General features: G+C 31.1%; 20 protein-coding genes and 3 other annotated features. Of the genes, 19 read left to right on the top strand and 1 reads right to left on the bottom strand.

Annotated elements, in window-relative coordinates; all coding sequences use genetic code 11:
- Nucleotides 1-7: 7 nt before the first annotated feature.
- The 7 genes from FDN13_RS03975 to FDN13_RS03945 all read left to right on the top strand — a co-directional run bounded on the left by FDN13_RS03975 (nucleotide 8) and on the right by FDN13_RS03945 (nucleotide 7,619).
- On the top strand, nucleotides 8-778 hold the full coding sequence (locus FDN13_RS03975) for a TrmH family RNA methyltransferase (protein ID WP_243120260.1): 771 nt from the start codon (nucleotides 8-10) through the stop codon (nucleotides 776-778).
- A 16-nt stretch (nucleotides 779-794) separates the two neighbouring features.
- Nucleotides 795-1,003 (top strand) — a binding site (T-box leader).
- Nucleotides 1,004-1,051: 48 nt separating this feature from the next.
- The gene (gene pheS / locus FDN13_RS03970; RefSeq protein WP_138979017.1) at nucleotides 1,052-2,071 is read left to right on the top strand and encodes a phenylalanine--tRNA ligase subunit alpha; all 1,020 of its coding nucleotides are present in this window, start codon (nucleotides 1,052-1,054) and stop codon (nucleotides 2,069-2,071) included.
- Between the two features lie 13 nt (nucleotides 2,072-2,084).
- On the top strand, nucleotides 2,085-4,448 hold the full coding sequence (gene pheT / locus FDN13_RS03965; RefSeq protein ID WP_138979016.1) for a phenylalanine--tRNA ligase subunit beta: 2,364 nt from the start codon (nucleotides 2,085-2,087) through the stop codon (nucleotides 4,446-4,448).
- Nucleotides 4,449-4,574: 126 nt separating this feature from the next.
- Nucleotides 4,575-5,150: a cell division protein ZapA gene (gene zapA / locus FDN13_RS03960; RefSeq protein WP_138979015.1), complete on the top strand. Its 576-nt coding sequence runs from the start codon at nucleotides 4,575-4,577 to the stop codon at nucleotides 5,148-5,150.
- 123 nt (nucleotides 5,151-5,273) lie between these two features.
- Nucleotides 5,274-6,161 carry a hypothetical protein gene (locus tag FDN13_RS03955; RefSeq protein ID WP_138979014.1) on the top strand — a complete coding sequence of 296 codons (888 nt, stop codon included), beginning with the start codon at nucleotides 5,274-5,276 and terminating at the stop codon, nucleotides 6,159-6,161.
- A gap of 83 nt (nucleotides 6,162-6,244) precedes the next feature.
- Nucleotides 6,245-6,793: a hypothetical protein gene (locus tag FDN13_RS03950; RefSeq protein ID WP_138979013.1), complete on the top strand. Its 549-nt coding sequence runs from the start codon at nucleotides 6,245-6,247 to the stop codon at nucleotides 6,791-6,793.
- An 85-nt stretch (nucleotides 6,794-6,878) separates the two neighbouring features.
- Nucleotides 6,879-7,619, top strand: a complete 741-nt coding sequence (locus tag FDN13_RS03945) for a hypothetical protein (RefSeq protein ID WP_138979012.1) — start codon at nucleotides 6,879-6,881, stop codon at nucleotides 7,617-7,619.
- Nucleotides 7,620-7,696: 77 nt separating this feature from the next.
- Here FDN13_RS03945 and FDN13_RS03940 read toward each other — a convergent pair whose 3' ends face one another.
- A complete protein-coding gene (locus FDN13_RS03940) occupies nucleotides 7,697-8,386 on the bottom strand; it encodes a glycosyltransferase (protein WP_138979011.1) in 690 nt (229 codons plus the stop codon).
- A gap of 245 nt (nucleotides 8,387-8,631) precedes the next feature.
- On the opposite strand from FDN13_RS03940, the gene FDN13_RS03935 reads away from it, so the two are divergent.
- From FDN13_RS03935 to FDN13_RS03880, 12 genes are all read left to right on the top strand, one after another.
- On the top strand, nucleotides 8,632-9,714 hold the full coding sequence (locus tag FDN13_RS03935) for a shikimate dehydrogenase (protein WP_138979010.1): 1,083 nt from the start codon (nucleotides 8,632-8,634) through the stop codon (nucleotides 9,712-9,714).
- 179 nt (nucleotides 9,715-9,893) lie between these two features.
- Complete coding sequence (locus FDN13_RS03930; RefSeq protein WP_138979009.1) at nucleotides 9,894-12,266, top strand: DUF3656 domain-containing U32 family peptidase; 2,373 nt, start codon at nucleotides 9,894-9,896, stop codon at nucleotides 12,264-12,266.
- A 19-nt stretch (nucleotides 12,267-12,285) separates the two neighbouring features.
- The gene (locus FDN13_RS03925) at nucleotides 12,286-14,655 is read left to right on the top strand and encodes an endonuclease MutS2 (RefSeq protein WP_138979008.1); all 2,370 of its coding nucleotides are present in this window, start codon (nucleotides 12,286-12,288) and stop codon (nucleotides 14,653-14,655) included.
- Between the two features lie 18 nt (nucleotides 14,656-14,673).
- A complete protein-coding gene (locus FDN13_RS03920) occupies nucleotides 14,674-15,216 on the top strand; it encodes a GNAT family N-acetyltransferase (RefSeq protein ID WP_138979007.1) in 543 nt (180 codons plus the stop codon).
- Complete coding sequence (gene yfcE / locus FDN13_RS03915) at nucleotides 15,197-15,745, top strand: phosphodiesterase (protein ID WP_138979006.1); 549 nt, start codon at nucleotides 15,197-15,199, stop codon at nucleotides 15,743-15,745. Before FDN13_RS03920 ends, yfcE begins: the two co-directional genes overlap by 20 nt.
- A 68-nt stretch (nucleotides 15,746-15,813) precedes the next feature.
- Complete coding sequence (locus FDN13_RS03910) at nucleotides 15,814-16,833, top strand: alpha-hydroxy-acid oxidizing protein (RefSeq protein ID WP_138979005.1); 1,020 nt, start codon at nucleotides 15,814-15,816, stop codon at nucleotides 16,831-16,833.
- A gap of 243 nt (nucleotides 16,834-17,076) precedes the next feature.
- Nucleotides 17,077-17,301 carry an alpha/beta-type small acid-soluble spore protein gene (locus FDN13_RS03905; protein WP_138979004.1) on the top strand — a complete coding sequence of 75 codons (225 nt, stop codon included), beginning with the start codon at nucleotides 17,077-17,079 and terminating at the stop codon, nucleotides 17,299-17,301.
- A gap of 159 nt (nucleotides 17,302-17,460) precedes the next feature.
- Nucleotides 17,461-17,670: a binding site (T-box leader), on the top strand.
- A gap of 35 nt (nucleotides 17,671-17,705) precedes the next feature.
- Nucleotides 17,706-17,915, top strand: a binding site (T-box leader).
- A 55-nt stretch (nucleotides 17,916-17,970) separates the two neighbouring features.
- On the top strand, nucleotides 17,971-19,452 hold the full coding sequence (gene thrC / locus FDN13_RS03900; RefSeq protein ID WP_138979003.1) for a threonine synthase: 1,482 nt from the start codon (nucleotides 17,971-17,973) through the stop codon (nucleotides 19,450-19,452).
- A gap of 3 nt (nucleotides 19,453-19,455) precedes the next feature.
- Nucleotides 19,456-20,343 (top strand): homoserine kinase, encoded by an 888-nt coding sequence (gene thrB / locus FDN13_RS03895; RefSeq protein ID WP_138979002.1) that lies wholly within the window; start codon nucleotides 19,456-19,458, stop codon nucleotides 20,341-20,343.
- 20 nt (nucleotides 20,344-20,363) lie between these two features.
- Nucleotides 20,364-21,569: an aspartate kinase gene (gene dapG, locus FDN13_RS03890; RefSeq protein WP_138979001.1), complete on the top strand. Its 1,206-nt coding sequence runs from the start codon at nucleotides 20,364-20,366 to the stop codon at nucleotides 21,567-21,569.
- A gap of 13 nt (nucleotides 21,570-21,582) precedes the next feature.
- Nucleotides 21,583-22,869 carry a homoserine dehydrogenase gene (locus FDN13_RS03885; protein WP_138979000.1) on the top strand — a complete coding sequence of 429 codons (1,287 nt, stop codon included), beginning with the start codon at nucleotides 21,583-21,585 and terminating at the stop codon, nucleotides 22,867-22,869.
- A 227-nt stretch (nucleotides 22,870-23,096) separates the two neighbouring features.
- Complete coding sequence (locus FDN13_RS03880) at nucleotides 23,097-24,503, top strand: PTS mannitol transporter subunit IICB (RefSeq protein WP_138978999.1); 1,407 nt, start codon at nucleotides 23,097-23,099, stop codon at nucleotides 24,501-24,503.
- Nucleotides 24,504-24,514: the final 11 nt, after the last annotated feature.

Below are 24,514 nucleotides of genomic sequence, written 5' to 3'. Positions count from 1 at the left end.
AAACTTTATGTTATCACGAGAAAACAGGATAATAAAGGACGCTTTAAAACTAAAGCAAAGGAAATATAGAGAAAAAGAAGGGCTCTTTTTGATTGAAGGAATAAGGTTTATTGAGGAGGCTATAAAGAGCGAAAGTATAAAATATGTTTTATATAGTAGCAAGGTATATGAAACAAAAGGCTATGAGAGAATACTAAACTCTTTAATAGACAAGTATGAGATATCAAATGAACTTTTAAAAGAGCTTACTGATACGGAAAATCCTCAGGGCGCTATTGGTATTGTGCATAAAAAGATATGGTCTATTGATGATATAGAAAACAATTTAATAGTTGTTTGCGATGGAATACAGGATCCAGGTAATCTTGGAACTATAATTAGAACCTGTGATGCTGCTTTTGGTGCAGTTGTTGTAATAAAGGGAAGTGTTGATGTATATAATAGTAAAACTCTTCGTTCTACAATGGGATCAATATTTCATGTACCTATTGTGTTTTATGATGATTTTAAGATTGCTGTTGAGAATATAAAAAATAAAGGCTATAGTTTATATGCAGCAGATCTTGAGGCTGATAAATATATTTATGATGTTGACTTTAGAAAAAAATCTGCTATTATAATAGGAAATGAAGCTAATGGGATTCCTTGTGAGCATATTGAGCTTGTAGATGAAAAAATTAAAATTCCAATGATTGGGAAGGCTGAATCATTAAATGCTTCTGTTGCGGCAGGAGTTATAATATATGAAGTTGTACGCCAAAGGTTTTGTACAACATAATATATACAAATACATATATAAAGCTTTGAAAGAGGCAAGTAGAATGATACTATATACAGGGAGAGAAGGTCAAAGACTGAGAGCCTTCTTATATAAAGGTCATTTGAAGTTTCCCTCTGGAGCTTCCCTGTTGAAACTAAGTAGGCAGGGACGGTAATCCGTTATAAAAATGAGTGGGCGTTTGCCAATTAGGGTGGTACCGCGAAGATAACCTTCGTCCCTTGGGATGGAGGTTATTTTTTTTGTACTATTTTACTGAAAGGAGAGATTAATGTGAAGGAACAGATTGAAAAAATAAAAACAGAGGCTTTAGAGGAAATAAAAAAGGCTACAGATAGTTTAAAACTTGATGAACTAAGGGTAAAATTTCTTGGGAAAAAAGGTGCATTAACAGGAATATTAAGGAATATGGGGAATTTATCTCCGGATGAGAGGCCTATAATAGGAAAATTTGCTAATGAAGTTAGAGAGGATATTGAAAGTGCCCTTGAAAATGCTTTAAAGCAGGTGAAAGAAAAAGAGAAAAATATAAGGCTTTCTTTAGAATCTGTTGATATTACTATGCCAGGACGTAAAAAGGAGATAGGAAACCTTCATCCTATTACAAAAGTTTTAGATGAAATAAAGGAGATATTCTTTGGAATGGGTTTTTCAATTGCTGAAGGTCCAGACATTGAGCTTGATTATTACAACTTTGAGGCGTTAAATATCCCTAAAAATCATCCTGCAAGGGATGAACAGGATACTTTTTATATAAGTGATTCTGTTGTTTTAAGAACACAGACATCTCCTGTACAGGTTAGGACTATGGAAAAAGTAAAGCCTCCTATAAGAATTATAGCTCCAGGAAGGGTATATAGGTCTGATGCAGTTGATGCAACACATTCTCCAACTTTCCATCAGATTGAAGGCCTTGTAGTAGATAAAGGAATAACTATGGCAAATCTTTATGGAACATTAGATACCTTTGCAAAAAGGTTTTTTGGTGAAAAAACAAGAACAAGGTTTAGGCCTCATCATTTTCCATTTACAGAGCCTTCGGCTGAGATGGATATATCCTGCCATGTGTGTGATGGAAAAGGCTGTAGGGTATGTAAAGGAAGTGGATGGATTGAAATATTAGGTTCAGGAATGGTTCATCCAGATGTATTAAGAAAGGGTGGAATTGATCCTGAAATTTATAGCGGTTTTGCTTTTGGATTAGGCCTTGAGAGGATAGTTATGAAGAAATTTGAAATTGATGATATAAGGCTTTTTTATGAAAACGACGTAAGGTTTTTAAAGCAATTCTAAGGAGGGATATGATATGAAAGTTCCATATAAATGGCTCTGTGAATATGTTGATTTAGATAAAAATATAAACGAAGTGGCAGAAGCTTTAACTTTGTCAGGCTCAAAGGTTGAGGAAGTTTATGAGGCAGGAAAAGAAATAGAAAAGGTTGTAACAGGAAAGATAATTAAAACTGAGAAACATCCAGATGCAGATAAGCTTACAATATGTAAAGTAGATGTTAAGGATGGAATAATTCAAATTGTAACTGGAGCTACAAATATAAAAGAAGGGGATATTGTTCCTGTTGCACTTCATGGTTCAAGTTTACCTGGAGGAGTAAAAATAAAGAAAGGAAAACTAAGAGGTGTTGAGTCAAATGGTATGCTCTGCTCCGAGGCTGAGCTTGGAATTGCTAATGAAAATTCTGTTCATGGCATTATGATACTTCCAGAGAATACCCCTATAGGCGAAGATATTAAAAAGGTTCTTGGACTTGATGGAGGAGTCTTAGATTTTGAAATAACTTCAAATAGAGCTGATTGTTTTAGTATATATGGCATTGCGAGAGAGGCAGCTGCAACGTTTAATAAAGAGCTAAAAGAACTTGAAACGCAGTTTAATGAAGTGGATGACGATATTAAAAAATATCTTTCTGTTGAAATTAAGAGCAATCTTTGCAGAAGATATGCAGCAAAGATGATTAAAAATGTAAAAATAAAACCATCTCCTGAATGGATGCAAGAGAGATTAAAACAATGTGATGTGAGACCTATCAATAATATAGTTGATATAACAAACTACGTAATGCTTGAACTTGGTCAGCCAATGCATGCTTTTGATTATAGGTATATAACAGATAAGAAGATAGTAGTTAGGACTGCGAAGGATAATGAGAAGTTTGTAACCCTTGATAGTGTTGAAAGAAATCTTGATTCTTCAATGCTTGTCATTGCAGATGGAGAAAGACCAATAGGTATTGCAGGAGTTATGGGTGGAGAAAATTCTGAAATTAAAGATGATACTACAACAGTTATATTTGAATTTGCAAATTTTGATGGGACTAATGTTAGGCTTACTTCAAAGAAGCTTGGATTAAGGACTGATGCATCTTCAAAGTTTGAAAAAGATATAGATCCTAATTTAATAGATTTAGCACTAAAAAGAGCATGCTATTTAGTTGAACTTATTGGGGCTGGAGAGGTTGTTAAAGGAACTATAGATATATATGAAAACGTAATAAAGCCTCATACAATTGAGGTTAAGCCATCTTGGATAAATAAGTTTCTTGGAATTGAAATAAGCCCTACTGATATGAAAAGAATACTTGAAAGCCTGAAAATGAAGGTTGAAGGGGATGAAGAGTTTAAAATCGAGGTTCCAACCTTTAGGCAGGATTTAAAAATAAAAGAAGATATTGCAGAAGAAATAGTTAGGATTTATGGATATGATAAAATACCTAATAATAAGATAAAGGGAGAGGCTGTTGAGGCTGTTTGGTCATTAGAGCAAAGTTTAACGAGAAAAGTTAAAAACCTTATGGTAGGATGTGGACTTTATGAGGCTATGACTTATTCCTTTGTAAGTCCTAAGGTATTTAATCTTGTAAATCTTCCTGAAAATCATGAACTTAGAAATGCCATTAAAATATTAAATCCCCTAGGAGAAGATTTTAGCATTATGAAAACTACGGGTATTCCATCAATGCTTGAATGCCTTTCAAGGAATTATAAAAGGGATAATGAAGAAGCTAAATTATTTGAAATAACAAAGGTTTATATTCCATCAGAAAATCCACTTCCTGATGAATATGAAAAACTTATTATAGGTATGTATGGAAAAGTTGACTTTTTTGATTTAAAGGGTATTGTTGAAAATCTTTTAGATATGCTTGGAATCGATAAAGTTGAATTTGAAAGAGAAGAAGATAATAGCATTTTTCATCCAGGAAGAGCAGCAAGAATAAATATAAGGAAAAAGAATGCAGGAGTATTTGGAGAAGTGCATCCTGATGTTGCTGAAAACTATGAGATTGAAGAAAGAGTGTATGTGGCAGAAATTGATTTGAAAACATTATTTTCAGCATCAAAATCTGAAAAGATATACAAACCTCTTCCAAAGTTCCCTGCAATTACAAGAGACATTGCAATGATAGTAGATGAAAATATTACTGTTTCAGAGCTTGAAAAGACGATTAAAAAATCAGGAAATGAGCTTATTGAATCAATAAAGCTATTTGATGTTTATAAAGGAAAGCAAATCCCGGAAGGGCTAAAGAGTGTTGCTTTTTCAATAACTTTTAGAGCTGAGGATAGAACTTTAAAGGATGAGGAAGTAAATAAAATACATGAAAGTATAATTGATACCTTAAAGAAAAAATTTAATGCTCAATTAAGATAAAATAATGCAACCCTCAAAAATTATAGTGAAAAAAATAAGATTAATTGGTAAAATATAATTAATACGGTTTTGTATAATTATGATTTAAAAGTTTAGTTGCTTTAATAAAGTTTGAGGGGTGCTGTTATGCCTAAAAATAAAGTAACGGTTAAAATAAATGGAGTTGAATATATATTAACTGGCGATGAAAATGAAGGGTATTTGTTTTCTATTGCAAATTATATTGATAAGAAAATAAGAGAAACGCTTACGAGTAATCCTAAACATAATAATTCATCTGCTGCTGTGCTTGCTGCTTTGACGGTTGCTGATGAGCTTTTCAAGTTAAAAAAGGTAATTGAAGAGCCTGAGAAAAAACTAAAGAAACTCCAAACAGAGTATGATGATTTATATGATGCCTATACTGCAATGTCAAGGGAGTATGAAGAATATAAATCTAAACAGCAGGCAATAGATGATGACATGAATGTGTTAAAAAATCAATATGATGAACTCTATACAAGTTATATTAGTAGAAATGATGAGTTTGAAAGACTTGAGAAGGAAAATGAACAATTAAAGGAAAAGAATGAAATTCTTCAAGGTGAACTTGAAAATTTACGGAATGAAATTGCTAATCTAAAAGATCAGCTTCTTGAAAGCCAGATTGAATTGGTGAGGGTTAAAAAGGAATTTAAAGATTTACAAAATAAAAGGAAATAATTCTAAACGCCATGAAAAATATTGTTATTTTTCATGGCGTTTAGAAATAGTAAATAAACTTTGTACATATATATAAATAGAATAATTATAAGAGGAATCCTTATGCCTCTATACAGCCAAAAGGTGGTTAAGTCAAAGTATAAATCATTTCATACATTTTTATCAAAAAACATTAGATACGATAGTTGTAAAGATAAGATTATTAAAGACATACCATATCATACAGAAAGAGTAATAAAAATTGAATGCTTTGCAACACCTAAATATATAGATGTAATGTTAAATGTTGAGATTTACTATATTTGCTGTATTGAGGAGAACGGGAGCCTTTTTAATTATCCTTGTGTACTTGATGAAGATATATTAATAAGAATTCATAAAAGTAGTTTTAAACCTGTACCTACTGAAGAGGATTTTAGGAAATCAGAATTTATTGCAAATGTAAGGCAACTTGAGTGTAAATTTGATATAGATATATTTGGGAAAATATTAAAAATTGATGTAACAGGTTTTTTAATCATAAATATGATGATAGAGAGGTGCATTGTTTTGAATGAAAATATCAATAAAAATGAAATCTACTTTAAGCAGGTAGCAATAAGTAGCGAAGATGCACCAGACGATGTTAAAAGTTATCTTAATAATCTTGAAGGTATATCGAAGATGGTTTTAAAAAAAATTGATGACCTTGAAGAAGAGAATAAATCTTTAAAGGATGAAATAAAAAGGCTCCATATTGAGCTTGATAAAAGGAATATGGAGTATAATGAAATTAAAAGAAAAGATGAAGGGGTTATGGGTGAATATAAAAGGCTAATAGAAAAGCTAAAGGAAATGGAAGATAAGTATTTAAAAGAGCAAAAAAGGGCTAATCTTCTTGAAATTGAGAACTCAAGAAATATTGATGAGCTTAAAAAAATAAAAAAAGAGAACAGCGAACTTTTATCAAAGCTAACAAAGGATAATTATACTTTAAAAGATAAAATAAAAAAATTTATAAATAATGTTTAAAAGCCTACGGGCTTTTATTTTTTTTTGTAACATATAAAAGGCTTAATGCATAATATGTCTATATAAGTACGTGAGGTGATAAGATGGAACCGAGTTTCAAAAGTGCTGAATATAATAGTGGATGGAAAAGGATTAAAAATATAACTGATGAAAACAAGGTAGAAACAGAATTAAATGTAAAATTTAATAGTTTAAAAGATGAGATAGCAAAGGTTAAAGAGGACTTTTCAAAGGAAAACCAAAATATAAATGAATTAAAGATAAGCCTCACAGAATTAAGGATTTTAATTAATAATATTATAAAAAAGCAATCTGATTTAGAAGAGAAATTATTGTCAATTGAAAAAAGTATAGAAGAAAAATTAGAAAAAATTCAAAAAAAAGATGAACAATTTGACATAAATGATGAAATGAAAAAAGTTGTTGAGGAAATTCAAAGGAAAGGTAATACTGATATTTTACAGATGAAAAATGAAATTGAAAATATAAAGAAAAGTTTTGAAGAATATAAGCAGTTAGTCAATAATCAAATATTTTTAATTTCTGAGGTCCTACAAAATATGAAAGATACTTCAGAGAAACAAGTTGATAAAGGGAGATTTCTATCAAATATTTTTAAAAAGACGCAATGAAATATCACAGCTTTTAAATTAAGTGCATAGTATAAATTAGTAATTATAATGAATGAAGCAAATATCATAATAGGAGGGATTGTTGATGAGTGAAAAACAAATCCAATTACCATGCGAAGCACCGTTTGAGCAGCTAGATATATATGTAAAGAGGATACTTGCAAAATACCAGGGATTAGATGAGCAAATTCTGTTTGGAGAATCTAAAGAAGGAACTACACCTATAGACATTAAAGAAGCACTAAAAGTTTGTGTTCATAATACAGGAGTAACAGAAAATAATTATCATGGATATTCAGTAAAATGCATTACTGATATTAAGGTAGTTAATTTGGAGGCTGACGAAGAAATTATTTGTAATCACAAGGTAAAACTTGTTTTAAAATTCAAAGTAGTTCTCTTTGTGACTTTTACAAATAACTGCTTTGGTTGCATAGTACTTCCTGATGATGCTATGAGCACAAATCCTGATGCTAAAGCATGCTTTATTACTGACATTGAGGAGCGTCCACAGACAATTGGAAATAATGAGTGCCTTGAAATAATAGATGATGTATGTGGTAAGATGTTTAAATGGATTAAGAGCATCCCACTCTCAGAGTTTGAAGGTGAAATTCCATCAAGTGCCTTTACTGATCCAACCCTTCAAACACATCTCATTGTAAAATCTATAACTTCAGACTATGATGTACTTGGTGAATGCACCTGCGGAACATCACCTGTTATATATGGAACCGAGGTTCACATTTCAGTATTTGCAGATTTACTTGATAAACTTGGAATTGATCAGGATATTCTTATATGTGGAGTTCCTTACGACTGCTAATTTAATTTATAATAAGTGGGGGATTACCCTCACTTTTTTCTGATATAATATATGCACTTAGATAAATTTTGACACAATTATTTTAACATATAAGGATACATTACATGGTTACAAAATATGGAGCTATCGCACCAGATTTTGTAACCTAATTTTTTTGCTGAAATACAAAATGGTACATCTTCTCCAAAGGAGTGATATTCATATTTGACTTTCTTACATATCTCTGATTTTAAAAGATAAACGGCCCCAGTAATATCAACTTCAAATAATGAGTTTTTGGGAAAATCAATAAAGTGAGTTATTCTACCGTTTTTAATTATTAATATATTAGGATACTTCTTTTTAGGATCATTGTATACAATGGCAGATACAATATCTTTTTTGTGAGATAAAAGCCTCAATAGAGAATCTTTAGGAACTAAAATATCACTATCAATTGAAAATACATAATCTTCATCCTTTATACAGCTTAAGAATTCATTTCGAACATTAGCAAGCCTTTCATATATTTTATTTTTTATTCTATTTTGCCTTAAATCATCAGGCATGTTAAAATTAATTTCTTTTACAATTATTTCTCTGTATTCAGCTTCATAGCTTTTTTTAAAGTCTAAAAGTATTTCTTTACTCCTATCTTTACTATCATTTAGTATAAAGCAAAGAGTAATGTTATGTTTTGGGTAATCAATATTATAAATATGCTTAAGATAAAGAGGGAGTATCCATTCTCTATTGTGAACAGGACAACCTAAAAATATCTTTTCCATATTTAATCTCCTTTAAAAAGGATAGCTAATTATTTTAAATTCAAAAAATAAGTAACTGTCCCTATCTTTTAAATAATTCTCTAAATATTGTTATTTTATTAAATTAAATAATATTCCCAAAAAGTTAATTTTAAATCGGTAGGATGTTGGAATTTTATAGTATTATTATTGAAAATAATGGAAAATTAGGATAAAATATTAATTGAATGTGTACAAAATGTGCACGAAAGGAGGGTTTATGCTGTATGAATAGGTTTGCCTTTATTATTCATCCTATTGAATATGAAGATGTAAGTCGAAAGTTTAAATTTTTAAAAAATTTCTCCCAAAAGACAGTTGAGAAATTTGCTATGATGCTCCCTCCACTAAAGATATCAAAAATTACTGGGGTAAAAAGTAATTTTGGGGAAACAGAGGGTTGGTTTGTAGCTGTTCCTTTAATTTCAAATCAGATGCTTTCACTTCCAGAGGATTATGTAATTAATAAAATAATAAAGGCAGGGAAAATTGGAGAAAGATTGGGTGCTGATATAGTAGGACTTGGAGCATTAACATCTGTTGTAGGAGATGCAGGAATTACTATTTCAAAAAATTTGAACATAGCTGTCACATCTGGGAATAGCTATACTGTAGCAACTGCTATTGAGGGAGCTAAAAAAGCTGCTGAAATTATGGGAAAATATATTGATGAGTGTAATGTTGCAGTTATTGGAGCCACTGGTTCTATTGGGAAGGTTTGTTGTGAAATCCTTGTTGGAGAAGTTAAGAGCTTAACTTTAGTTGCAAGACAAAAAGAAAAGCTTAGGGATTTTTCAAATTATATTAGAGTTAAATATAATAAAAAAGTTTATACAACTACAAATGTAAAGGATGCACTTTCAAATGCGGACATAATAATTACTGTAACAAGTTCAACGGATGTTATCATTTTACCTGAATATTTAAAGCCTGGTGCTGTAGTTTGTGACGTAGCAAGACCAAGGGATGTTTCAAAGGAAGTTGCTAAAAAAAGAGATGATGTTTTGGTTATTGAAGGAGGCGCAGTTGAAGTACCAGGAGATGTCAACTTCAATTTTAATTTCGGCTTCCCTCCAAAAACAAGCTATGCTTGTATGGCAGAAACAATGATTCTTGCTATGGAAGGGAGAATTGAAAATTATTCACTTGGTAGAGAATTAACAGTTGAAAAGGTAAGAGAAATAGCACAGCTTGCTAAAAAACATGGATTCAGGCTTGCAGGTTTTAGAAGTTTTGAACGTCCTGTATCACAGGAAGAAATTGAGCAGATAAAAAGAAATGCTAAAATAAAGAGAAATTTTTCGGCATAATGTTTGAATAATATAAAATTTATTTAAAGGGTAATCAGAGAAGAAGGTTAGATAACCTTGCTTTAAAGATTACCCTATTATTTTTAAAGTTAAGTTTAAAGGTGTTATTAGAACATGGAATTTGTAAATGTGAAGATTTATTGTATAATAAAGTTAATGTGAAAATAAGGAGAGATTGTATGGTTGAACTTTTAGCCCCAGCTGGAGATTTTGAAAGTTTAAAAGCTGCTGTATTAAATGGTGCAAATGCTGTATATATAGGAGGAAAGGAATTTTCTGCAAGGCAGTTTGCAGGAAATTTTGATAGAGATGAAATAATAGAGGCAGTTAGATTTTGTCATTCGTATAATACTAAAGTTTATGTAACTATTAATACACTTCTTAGGAATGATGAGCTTCTACCTGCTTTAGAATATGCAGCTTTTCTGTACAAAATTGGAGTTGATGCTATAATTATACAAGATATAGGATTTTTATATCTTATCCGAAAAAATCTTCCGGATTTCGAAGTACATGCAAGTACTCAGATGACAGTTCATAATCTTGATGCTGTAAATCTTTTATACAACATAGGAATAAAAAGGGTTGTTCTATCAAGGGAGCTATCTCTTGAGGAGATAAGGCATATAGTAAAAAATACTAAGGCTGAGATTGAAGTTTTTGTTCATGGAGCATTATGCATTAGTTTTTCAGGACAATGCCTTTTTAGTAGTTTAATTGGTGGAAGAAGTGGAAACAGGGGAAGGTGCGCTCAGCCATGTAGGCTTGAATATGTTCTTGATGATAAGAGTAAGTCCCATTATTTAAGTCCTAAAGATTTGTCAACTCTAAATATTTTGAGTGAATTAGTGGATACAGGGGTTGCATCTCTTAAAATCGAAGGAAGGATGAAAAGGCCTGAATATGTAGCTATTGTTGTTTCAACATATAAAAAAGCTCTTGAAGGAAATATAAAAGAAAAGGATATAGAGGATATAACTCAGATATTTAATAGAGGTGGTTTTACCAATGCCTTTTTAAAGGGCAGAGAAGGCTTTGATATGATGAGCTATAAAAGGCCTAAAAATTGGGGAACTTATCTTGGAAAGGTAATAAAGTCTGATGGTAAATTTGCTCAAATACTTCTTGAAAGACAGCTAAATGTTGGAGATGGGATTGAAATATTTAATAAAGGTATAGGTGTTCCTGTAACATCAATAAAAATTAATGGAAAGCAAGTTGAAAGTGGAGAAAGAGGGGAGATTGTACAGGTTTTTCTTCAAGGAGCAAAAAAAGGAGATATAATTTACAAATCCCTTGATATAAATCTAATGAATAGATCATTAGAAAGTTTTAAGGGAAAAGACATTAAAAAAATACCTATTTATGGTAAATTAACTGCACATTTAGAGCAAAATACTAAGTTAATTATAGAGAATAGAGAAGGAACTAAAGGAGAAGCTATTTCAGAACCTCCAGAGGTTGCATTAAAAACTTCAACAAATAGGGAAAAGATTGAAGAAAGCCTTAAAAAAACCAAGGATACCCCTTTTTATTTCGAAAATATAGATATAGAAATAGATAATAATATTATCATTCCTGTATCAAAAATAAATGCCTTAAGGAGAGATGCAATTAAAAATCTAATAGATAATCTTCAAAATGTTAAAGAACATAAAAATGTAAATTTAAATTTTAAAATATATGATAAAAATACAATACCTAAGATAGCAGTTAAAACTGGACGAATAGAGATTGCAAAGGCATGTTTAGATGAAGGATGCGATTTGCTTTTTTTTGGAGGAGATAATCTTAGGATAAATTCAGGTACTATTGAGGATATAATAAAAAATACAAAATATAATAATGTTTTTCCATGGTATCCTGAGGTTATACTCGAGGACTACGAAAACTTAAAGATAGAAGCAGATCGACTAAAATCACTTGGTTTAAATACTACTTTATGTGGAAACTTAGGATTGTATTCTTTTCTGATAGATAAAGGATTTAATGTGTACCTTGATAAAGGATTTAATATTTTTAATTCTTATGCCTTAGAAACCTTTAAAAATAGTGGCTGTTTAATATCTAATGAGCTAAATCTAAAACAGATTAAAGATTTGATTTCAAAAACAAAACAAAATGTTTTAGTAAATGTTTATGGAAGAACGAAGCTTATGGTAAGTAGGCAGTGTATTGTAGGAAGTAGCCTTGGTGATGGTAAAGAAGGATGTAACGCTTTATGCAAAAATAAAATTCATTACCTTAAGGATAGAAAAGGAGAGGTATTTCCTGTTGTAACTGACTATAACTGCAAAAGCCATATATACAATTCTAAAATACTTTGTATGATTGAACATATTAAGGATATAATGGAGTTAAATGCTTCCTATTTTGTTATTGAATTTTTAGATGAAAGTCCTGAAGATGCTTCATTAATAGTTGCAGCATTTAAAGATGGCATAAATAAATGTATAAAAAAAGATTTTACATTATCAGATAACATGATAAAACTTCTTGATAAGCTAAAGGGTAAAATTACTAAAGGACATTTTTATAGAGGAGCAGAGTAAAGAGAAAGGATTTGATATTATGGATGATAGAACCCTTAAGGTTTTAGAATATGATAAGATAATAAACATGCTTTCAAAATATGCAGTATCAAATAAGGGAAAAAAAATGTGCGTTGAGCTGAGGCCTTCAAACAATATACATGAAGTTAGCGACAATCTTAATGAAACTAGAGAAGCAATGGATGTTGTATTAAAATGGGGTAATCTTCCTTTAGAAGGAATAAGGGATGTAACTGATACAATAAGAAGATGCAGAATGGGATTTGTACTAAGTCCTAAGGAGCTTTTAAACGTTAGCGATCTTTTAAGATGTGCAAGAAATCTTAAGACATTTATGAAGGACGGTTCAAAGAAAGAAAACTTTCCTATAATACATGATATAATTGAATCTTTGTTTGTAATTAAAAGTATTGAAGATTCAATAAATAATGCCATTGCAGGTGAAGATGAGATACATGATAGGGCAAGTCAGAAACTTTTTTCTATAAGAAAAGCAATAAGAGAAAAAAATTCAAAGATAAGAGAAAAACTTCAATCGATAATTCAGACCTATTCAAAGTATCTTCAGGATCCCATAGTTACAATAAGAGGAGATAGATATGTAATTCCTGTAAAGGCGGAATATAAAGGAAACGTTCCAGGCCTTGTACATGACCAATCTTCAAGTGGATCTACTCTTTTTATAGAACCTATGGTCGTTGTTGAAATGAATAATGAAATCAAAGAGCTTATGCTAAAGGAAAAAGCTGAAATAGAAAGAATACTTTCAGAACTAACAGAAATGGTGATGAAGTATATTGATGACATTGAGTATGATAATGAAAATATAGCTTATCTTGACTTTTTAATGGCAAAGGCAAAATTTGGTCTTGATTTAAACGGAAGTATACCTGAAGTAAATGATTCAGGACTAATGAATATTAAATCTGCAAGACATCCTCTAATAGACAAGGAAAAGGTTGTACCAATTGATATTAGGCTTGGAGATACTTTTAAAGCCGTTATAATTACAGGCCCTAATACAGGAGGGAAAACTGTAACATTAAAAACAGCAGGGCTTTTAACTTTAATGGGGATGGCAGGTCTTGCAATACCAGCAAAAGATGGTTCTCAAATTTCTGTATTCAAAAAGATATTTGCAGATATTGGTGATGAGCAGAGTATAGAACAAAGTTTATCAACTTTTTCGTCACATTTGAAGAATATAGTTGATATATTAAAAAATGTTGATAATAAATCTCTTGTGCTTGTTGATGAACTTGGAGCTGGTACAGATCCTACGGAAGGAGCAGCCCTTGCAATGGCTATACTTGAAAAATTTTATGAAGAAGGTGCAAGAATAATTGCAACTACTCATTATAGCGAAATTAAGGTATTTGCCATGGAAAAAGAAGGATTTGAAAATGCAAGCGTTGAATTTGATGTAGAGACTTTAAGACCAACTTATAGGCTTTTAATAGGAATCCCAGGAAAGTCCAATGCCTTTGAAATATCTAAAAGACTTGGGCTTGATGTGGATGTAATAGATAGAGCAAAAAGTTTTGTTTCAAAGGATAGCGCAAAGTTTGAAGATGTAATACAGTCTCTTCAAAGTAAAACCCTTCTTGTGCAAAGGGAACTTGATGATGTACAAAGATTAAAAAGGGAAGTGGAAATGCTTAAAAAGGAACTTTCTGAGAAAAAGTATAAAATAGATAGTCAAAGAGAAAATTTAATAAGAAAGGCTCAGGAAGAAGCAAAGCAGATAATAAGACAAGCAAAGATAGAAACTGATTCTATGATTAAAGAAATAAATAATATAAGAATGAAAGCACAGGAATCAGCATCAATTAAAGAAGCTGAAGATATTAGGAAGAAGTTAAAGCAAAGGCTTGATGAAATGGACAAATCTGAGGAAATTGTTGATGAGAGAGAAGGAATGGTACCTGCCGATAATATTAAGGTGGGGGATGAGGTTTTTGTAACAACCCTATCACAAAAAGGAGAAGTAATTTCACTGGTTGATTCTAAAGGAGAAGTTACAGTTCAAATAGGTGCCATGAAAATAAATGTACCTTTAAATAAGCTTTTAAAGGTTTTGAATAAGAAAAAAGAAAGTAAAAAAGCAGGTACAACAAAGTTAATATCACAAAAAGTTTATAATGTAGCAACTTCAATTGATTTAAGAGGACAAACTCTTGATGAAGCCTTATATAACCTTGACAAGTATCTTGATGATGCTTTCCTTGCAGGGCTTGAAAGCGTTAGGATTATTCATGGGAAAGGAACAGGAGTTTTAAGAGAAGGAATACAATCTTCCCTAAAAAAGCATCACTATGTAAAAAGCATTAGAATTGGTGATATCAATGAAGGAGGAAGTGGAGTTACAATTGTTGAACTTAAAAGATGATATGAAGCAAAGGGGCTGATGAGATTGATAATGGGAGAGAAGACTATATTAAGAGCTGCTGAACTTGAAGATGCAAGGATAATATCAGCATGGCTTAATGACAGAGAAACAAACGAATTTTTAGATATAATATATCCAATTTCTAAAAGATATGCAGATTCTTTTATAATGGATGCTGATGAAAATCAAAACAAGAAAATATTTATAATTGACAACATGGAAAGAAAACCAATAGGAATAATAACAATAGATAAAATAAAATGGGAATATAGAAACTGTGAAATAGGAATTGTTATTTATGATAAAAAAGAAAGAAGAAAAGGATATGCAAAGGATGCAATAAAAACAGCCCTTGATTTTATATTTAATGATATGAATATGCATATAGTTTATTTAAATGTAGTTGAAAATAATGAAGCAGCAATTAATCTCTATTTAAATGTTGGATTTAAAAAAGAAGGGATTTTACGTGATAGGTATTTCAAATCTGGAAGATATTATAATATAATAGTTATGAGTATGATTAATTGGAGGGAAAGTAATGAAAATAGGGGTATTTAGTGATATTCATGGCTATCCTAAAAAATTTGAAAAAGCAATGGAGCTTTTCAATGATTGTGACATGATTTTATGTGCAGGCGATATACTCTATCATGGACCAAGAAATCCAATACTTGAAGGATATAGTCCAAAGGATTTAATTGAGATGATAGGAAATGTCAAAGTACCAATGCTTATTGCAAGGGGTAACTGTGATGCTGAAGTTGATCTTATGGTTTTAGATTTTCCAGTATTTTCTCCAGTTGTTATTTATGAAAAGGATGGTTTAAGATTTATGGTAATGCATGGACATGATATAGATGATGAAAAGCTTAAAAGGATGGCTGAATTTTATAATATAAAGTTTATGATAACAGGACATACTCATATAAGAAAACATGAATATATAAAAGGAATTCATTATATAAATCCTGGAAGCATTGGAGTACCTAAGGGAGATGAAATTCCATCCATAGTTATAATTGATGATAAAAATATAAAGTTTATAAATATTGAAAATAAAAGTATTATAGAAGAAATAGAACTGTAGAAATTATGTTAAGAATACTAATTGTTTAAATTTATATTAATAAAATTGTTTGTTGGGGAGGCCAAAATATGGACTATAAGGAAATATTAAAACAAGCACGTGAAAATCTTAATGGTAGTTGTAAGGTTTGCCCTGTTTGCAATGGAAAAGTTTGTGCAGGAGAAGTTCCAGGTATGGGAGGAACAGGAACAGGTTCGGCTTTTACTGCAAACTATGAGGCATTAGCTAAGGTTAAACTCAATATGAGGGTTATACATGATGCTAAGGATCCTGATATGACAACAACTCTTTTTGGTAAAAAAATGAGGATACCAGTATTTGCAGCACCTGTATCTGGTACAACCCTTAACATGGGAGGAAAGTTTACCGAAAAGGAATATATTTCATGGGTAATTAGAGGGTGCCTTGATGGCGGAATATATCCTATGGTAGGAGATACTGCTGTTGATGCTTTTCTTACTACAAATCTTGAGGAACTTAAAGCTGCAGGTGGAGAAGGTATTGCAATTATAAAACCTTGGGAAAATAAAAATGTAATAAGTAAAGTTAAGATGGCAGAGGATACAGGTGCTTTTGCAGTTGGTATGGATATTGATGCTGCAGGGCTTATAACATTAGCACTTCATGGTAAACCTGTTGGACCTAAAACCGTTGATGAAATAAAAGAAATTGTAAATAGTACAAGGCTTCCGTTTATATTAAAGGGAGTAATGACTATTGAAGATGCTGAACTTGCTATAGAAACTGGTGCAAGTGCTATTGTTGTGTCAAATCATGGAGGTAGAGTTCTTGATGAAACTCCTGGTGTTGCTCAGGTACTTCCTGAAATTGCTGATAAAGTAAAGGGAAGGATTACAATTCTTGCTGATGGAGGAGTTAGAACAGGAGTTGATATATTAAAGATGCTTGCACTTGGGGCAGATGGAGTTTTAATAGGAAGACCTTTTGTGACTGCGTCATTTGGAGGAGGAGCAGAGGGTGTTAAAACTTATATAGATAAAATAGCTAATGAGCTTAAAGTAGCAATGATACTTACAGGTTGCAAAGACATAAAGAGCATAAGCAAAAAAGTACTTTATAATTATTAATAAAAAATAAATTGGGCATTGATATTAATGCCCAATTTATTTTTTATTGAAATTTTTAATAAACAACGATTTAAAAAAATTTTTTGATTTATATTGGACAAGCTTTATATATGATAAATAATTTGCTCTTAAAATCCAAAATTCATTTTGGTATATTTTTTATTATTAAACTGTACTTTCCTGTTTAAAGGTGTTGAATTCAGGAGAATATAATATTAGAAACAAACAGGAGGTGTAAACAATATGACAAACTTAACTTCAAAAAATAGGTCATTAGTTCCTGAAGCAAAAGCAGGTCTTGACCAATTTAAACATGAAGTAGCAAGTGAAATTGGAGTTCAGATACCAAGCAACGGATACTGGGGTAATATGACATCAAGAGATTGTGGTTCCGTTGGAGGATATATGGTAAAGAAAATGGTTGAGGCCTATGAGAGGAACCTTGCTGGAAAAGGCGGCACATTCTAAAAGCAAATAAAAGAGGGGCTTTTGCCCCTCTTTTATTTGCTTTATAGTAGTATGCCTTAAAAAATTATTATAAATAATTTAAGAATATTTAATATTTTTTTTGTTGACAACTCATTTTTAAAATTATAAAATACATATTAAATAATATTTATACGATTAAGTAAAGTGATGATCAGGACGAGTAAATCATGCCCAGCTAAAAGAGAGGGAAACTCTAAGGCTGAGAAGTTTCCTTAGTATGGATGGTTGAAAACCACCTGAGAGCGTAGCTTTGAATTAAGTAGAGGCTAACGTTTGCTGCGTTAAAGCATAAAGTGGGTATTTGCCAATGTGGGTGGAACCGCGGGAGTATAAACTCTCGTCCCTTTTTAGGGACGAGAGTTTTTTGATACATAAAAGAATATAGTAAAGTGATGATCAGGACGAGTAAATCATGCCCAGCTAAAAGAGAGGGAAACTCTAAGGCTGAGAAGTTTCCTTAGTATGGATGGTTGAAAACCACCTGAGAGCGTAGCTTTGAATTAAGTAGAGGCTAACGTTTGCTGCGTTAAAGCATAAAGTGGGTATTTACCAATGTGGGTGGAACCGCGGGAGTGTAAGCTCTCGTCCCTTTTTAGGGACGAGAGCTTTTTGCATAATTATAAATTCTAAGATAGAAGGAGGGCTACCATGTATTACAAAAGTACACGTGGGGATAAAAATCTTATTACTTCAAGTTTAGCAATAATAAAAGGTATTGCAGATGATGGGGGACTTTATGTACCTGTTGAAATACCTAAAATCGATAAACCTATAGAAGAACTTAAAAATATGACATATCACGAATTGTGTTTTTATATACTTAAAAAATTTTTAACGGATTTTAATGATGATGAACTTTATGGATGTATTCAAAGGGCATACGATGATAAGTTTGAAAAGGATTCTATTATTGGAATTTCTGAATGTGATAATATGTTTTTTCTTGAGCTTTATCATGGACCTACTCTTGCATTTAAAGACATGGCATTATCACTTTTGCCTCACCTTTTAAAAGTTTCAATTAAAAAAAATGGAATTGATAAAAAAATTGTAATTCTTACCGCAACCTCTGGTGATACAGGTAAAGCTGCACTTGAGGCCTTTGCAGATGTTGAAGGCACTAATATTATTGTATTTTATCCGGAAGATGGAGTTAGTTTTATTCAAAAAAGGCAGATGATAACTCAAAATGGAAATAACACCTTCGTAGTTGGAATTAAAGGTAATTTTGATGATGCACAGGGTGGAGTAAAGGATATTTTTAATGACAAGGATTTTAATGACAAATTATTAAAAAATGGATATATGTTATCATCTGCAAATTCAATAAATATAGGAAGACTGTTACCACAGATAGTTTATTATGTTTATGGATATTTGGATCTTGTTAGAAAAAATAAGATAACACCAAAGGATAGTATAAATATAGTTGTACCTACTGGAAATTTTGGAAATATACTTGCTGCCTACTATGCAAAAAAGATGGGGATTAATATAAATAAACTTATATGTGCTTCTAATGAAAACAATGTACTTTATGATTTCTTTAAAACAGGAGTATACGATGCAAAGCGTGAGCTTAAACTTACAAGTTCACCTTCCATGGATATACTAATTTCAAGTAACCTTGAAAGACTTTTGTATGAAATAAGCAACAAAGATACTGAAGTTGTTAAAATGCTTATGCAAGGACTTAATAGAAAAAAAGAGTATGTAATTGATAGTAGGATGAATGAAAATCTTTCAGATTTTTATTCGGGATACGTATTAGAGGATGAAGTTTTATATTCAATTTTTGAAGTCTATAAGACTTATGAATATGTAATAGATACTCATACTGCTGTTGCTTATTCTGTTTATAAAAATTATGTAAAAGATACTATGGATGATAGAAAAACAATAATAGCCTCAACTGCAAGTCCATTTAAATTTTCAAATAGTGTTTTAGAGGCTTTAAATGTTGATACTAAGGATTTAGATGATTTTAAAGCTGTTGAGTGCTTATCAAAGTTATCGAATATTAAAGTACCAAAAAGAATTAAAGAACTTGAAAATAAGCCTGTTATTCATAAGATTTCATGTAATAAAAAAGACATGAAGAATATAATTGAAAGTTATTTGGAGGTTTAATTTATGATAAAAGTTAGAGTTCCAGCAACTTGTGCAAATGTAGGTCCAGGATTTGATTGTTTGGGAATTGCACTTAATATGTATAATAGTTTTAAAGTTGAAGAGATTGAAAATGGTGTTGAAATATTAGGATGTGAAGATGAATTTAAAAATAAAAATAATATGATTTATTCATCTATGATTAAAACCTTTGAAATTATTGGTTATAAGCCAAAAGGATTAAGAATTGAAATAGAAGGGAATGTTCCAGTTTCAAGGGGACTTGGAAGTAGCGCATCATGCATAGTTGGAGGTGTTATGGCTGCTAATGAACTATCTGGAGGCATATTAAAAAGAGAAGATATAATAAATATTGCTGCAAAAATTGAAGGGCATCCTGATAACACAACTCCTGCCATAGTTGGTGGAATGACTGTTTCAATAATGCAGGATGAAAATGTTATATTTGAAAAAATAAATATATTGGATAATATAAAGTTTTGTGCATTGATTCCTAATTTTAGGCTTTCGACCAAAAAGGCAAGAGAAGTACTTCCAAAGGAAATATCTTTTAGTGATGGTGTGTATAACATTGGCAGAACAGCTCTTCTTATTTCTTCTCTTGTAAATGGAAACTTTGACTTTGTAAAATATGCCCTTGAAGATAGGATGCATCAAATATACAGAAAAAAATTAATTGCAAATTATGATGATATAGTTGAAAAATGCTATGAATATGGAGCAATAGGAGTGTTCTTAAGTGGAGCAGGTCCAACTATTATGGCTGTTTTAAGGGGAAATGATGAATTCTTTGTTAATAAAATGGGGGGCTTTTTAAAAGGCATAAATAGTAACTGGCTTTTAAAAGAACTAAATATTGATAAACAAGGAGCGAATATTATAAGAAATTAATAGAATGAAGGTGATATAATATGAAGATTATAGTACAAAAATTTGGCGGTACTTCAGTATCAACAGCTAAAAGGAGAGAAATGGTTGTTGATAAAGTAATTGGAGCAATCAATAAAGGATTTAGCCCAGTAGTTGTAGTTTCTGCAATCGGAAGAAAAGGAGATCCTTATGCTACAGATACACTTTTATCTTTAATTAATGAAAAGGATAGTTTAAATAAAAGAGAAGTTGATTTATTGATGTGCTGTGGAGAAATTATTTCATCTGTTATATTGTCGGATGTATTTGCATCAAAGGGATATAAAGCAAAAGTTTTTACTGGATTTCAAGCAGGTATTATAACTAATGATAATTTTGGAAATGCAGAAATTATCGATATGAGAGTTGAAGATATAATAAATACATTAAAAAGTGGTATGATTCCAATTGTTACTGGATTTCAAGGTGCAACAAAAAAAGGAGAGTTTACAACCCTTGGAAGAGGAGGAAGCGATATTACAGGAACAGTTTTAGGAGCTGCACTTAATGCAGAATTTGTTGAGATTTATACTGATGTTGATGGAATTATGACAGCAGATCCTAATATGGTTAAAGATGCAAAGATAATAGATGAAATCAGCTATAATGAAGTGTTTAGACTTGCACAGGAAGGAGCTAAAGTAATACATCCCAGAGCTGTTGAATATGCAATGAAAGGAAATGTCCCTGTTTTAATAAAGAATACTCTTTCAAATGAAAAGGGTACTTTAATAGCAAATTTTGTTTCTAATAATGATAATTTAATTACTGGTATTGCATGTACGAATAAAATATCACAGGTAACTATTAACTGTGAAAATGATGATATATTTGAGATTTTGGCTGATAACGATATAAGCATAGATCTGATTAACATATTTCCAGAGAAAAAAGTATTTACAATAAATGAATGTGATGAAAAAAAAGTTAAAAATATATTAGAAGAATTAAATATTGAGTTTGAAATAATACAGGGATGTAGCAAAGTAGCAGTAGTTGGAAATAGAATGAGAGGAGTGCCAGGTGTGATGGCAACGATATTAAAAGCACTAAGAAGTAAAAATATTAAAGTGCTTCAAACAGCTGATTCTCATACAACTATATGGTGCCTTGTAAAGGAAGAAGATGCAAAGGCTGCAGTAAACTTATTACATGATGTTTTTATTGATAATGTTGAAAATGAAATAAATGACAAAAAAATAAGCTGAAAGGATGATGGTTATGGAGAAAATTAAAATAGGATTATTAGGTTTTGGAACTGTAGGTCAAGGAGTATGGAAAATATTAAACTCAAATATGAAAGAAATAGCTTTAAAATGTGGTCATGAGATTGAAATTAAAAAAATTCTTGTAAGAGATGTAAATAAAAAAAGAGAAGTTAATGTTCCGAAGCATATTTTAACAACGAATCCTAATGAGATTTTTAATGATGAAGAAATAAAAATTGTTTTAGAATTAATTGGTGGAGAAAATCCTGCAAAGGAATATATATTAGAAGCTGCAAGATTAAAAAAGCATGTTGTTACTGCAAATAAACTTGTTGTTGCAAATCATGCAGAAGAGATTTTTAAAGTGATAAATGATAATAATGTTATGATTTGCTATGAAGCAAGTGTTGGAGGAGGTATTCCAATAATACGCAGCATAAATGAAAGTTTAACTGCAAATAGAATAAAAGAGATAATTGGTATAGTTAATGGCACAACAAATTATATTTTAACCAAAATGACAGAGGATGGTGTTGAATTTAAAGATGCATTAAAGGAAGCACAAAGGCTTGGATATGCTGAAGCAGATCCTACATTAGATATTGAAGGTTATGATACAGTTTATAAACTTGCAATTATGTCATCTCTTTCTTTTAATACACCTGTTAATGTAAATTTAATATATAGAGAGGGCATAACAAAAATAAAATCAACCGATATTGAATATGCAAAAAAATTTGGATATGCTATTAAACTTTTAGCCATAGCAAAGGAGGAAAAAGGTAGTTTGGAGCTTAGAGTTCATCCGGCAATGATTAATAAAAATCATCCAATAGCAAATATTAGAGATTCTTTTAATGCAATATATATTAGAGGTAATGCAGTTGGTGATTTACTGTTCTGTGGTAGAGGAGCAGGGGATCTACCTACTGGGAGTGCAGTAGTTAGCGATGTGATTTCAATAATAAGGAGCAATTTTAACAATACTTCTTTTGTTCAATATGAAAATAATAACCATAAAATGAATGTTAAAGATTCAAATGATTATGTATCAAAATTTTACGTAAGGCTTAATGTAAAAGATAAGCCAGGTGTTTTAGGACAGATAGCAGCAATACTTGGACATAATAATGTAAGTATATTGTCAGTAACACAAGATGTATTAGAAGAGCATAATGTAAACCTTGTTTTTATAACTCATGAAGCAAAGCATAAGCAAATAGTCAATTCATTAGAAGAAATAAAAGCTTTAGAAGGAATAAATAGTGTTGAAAATGTTATAAGAATATATGAAGAATAGTGCATGAATAACTTTACTTCTTTTGTAGCTATACTATTAATAAAGTTTTGCTACAAAAGAAGTTTTTTTATGTTAAGAATTAAAAAAAAGCATATAAAGATAGTGTTTTACTTATTAATAATTTAAATTTGTCATTGAAGATTCATGACAAGTTTAAGGTTTCTTTAAATTGAAACACAAGAGCTTCTGCCTTATTATAAAAGTATAAATAATAAGGAGGGGGATGTATGATACAAAATACTACAGCTTTAAAAAATACTTCTAAAACAAAAGCAAGAATCCAAAAATTTGGAGGATTCTTGGCAGGAATGGTAATTCCTAATATTGGAGCGTTCATCGCGTGGGGATTGATTACTGCATTTTTCATCCCAACAGGGTGGATTCCTAATGAGTATCTTGGGAAGTTGGTTGGCCCAATGATAACTTATCTTCTCCCTATACTAATAGGTTATACAGGTGGTAAGCTTGTTTACGATGTAAGAGGAGGAGTAGTAGGTGCAATAGCAACTTTTGGAATTATAGTTGGTTCTTCTATTCCTATGTTTCTTGGTGCAATGATAATGGGACCTTTTGGTGGATGGGCGATTAAAAAATTTGATAAGCTTGTAGAAGGAAAAGTACCAACAGGTTTTGAAATGCTTGTTAACAATTTTTCATCAGGAATACTTGGCGGAATTCTAGCTCTACTTGCATATACAGTTGTTGAACCAGTAGTTCAAGGCTTTTCTACAGCACTTGGAAGTTTTGCAACAGCAGTTACAAATGCAAAACTATTACCATTAATATCAATAGTTATTGAACCAGGAAAAGTATTATTTTTAAACAATGCAATTAACCATGGAATTTTAGGACCTCTTGGTATTCAACAGGCTAAAGAAGTTGGAAAATCTATATTTTTCCTTCTTGAAACGAACCCAGGACCAGGTCTTGGAGTATTACTTGCGTACTGGCTTTATGGAAAAGGTACAGCAAAGCAGTCAGCACCAGGTGCTATTATAATCCACTTCTTTGGTGGAATTCATGAAATTTATTTCCCATATATATTGATGAAGCCTCTACTTCTTCTTGCAGTAATTGGAGGAGGAATGGCAGCTGACTTAACATTTGTAATAACAAAGGCAGGGCTTGTAGCAACTCCATCTCCAGGAAGTATCTTTGCAGAACTTGCGATGACTCCAAAAGGAGGTTTCTTACCTGTTATTTCAGGTATTGCAGTTGGGGCAATAGTATCTTTTGCAATTGCTTCAGTAATTATAAAAAGAAGTGGAGATGAATCAGAATACGATTCACTTGATGATGCAAAGAGAATGGTTGCCAATATGAAAGCTGAAAGTAAAGGACAAAAGATAGAAATAAACATGCCTAAACTTATTGTTTTTGCATGTGATGCTGGTATGGGTTCTTCAGCAATGGGAGAATCTATACTTAAGAAAAAGATTAAAGATGCAGGCCTTGAAATAGAAGTTAAACATGCTGCAGTAAATCAGATACCTGAAAATGCAGACGTTGTATTTACACAGGAGAGCCTTGCACAAAGAGCAGCACAGGTTGTACCTAATGCTAAAATCGTTAAAATAAAGAATTTCCTTGATCAATCAGCTTATGATGAATTTATAAAAAGTATAAAAAATTGATATCAGGTTGT

Source organism: Caloramator sp. E03, assembly GCF_006016075.1.
In the GTDB taxonomy this organism is placed as follows: Bacteria; Bacillota; Clostridia; order Clostridiales; family Caloramatoraceae; genus Caloramator_B.
This window is presented reverse-complemented; position numbering and strand designations above follow the sequence as displayed.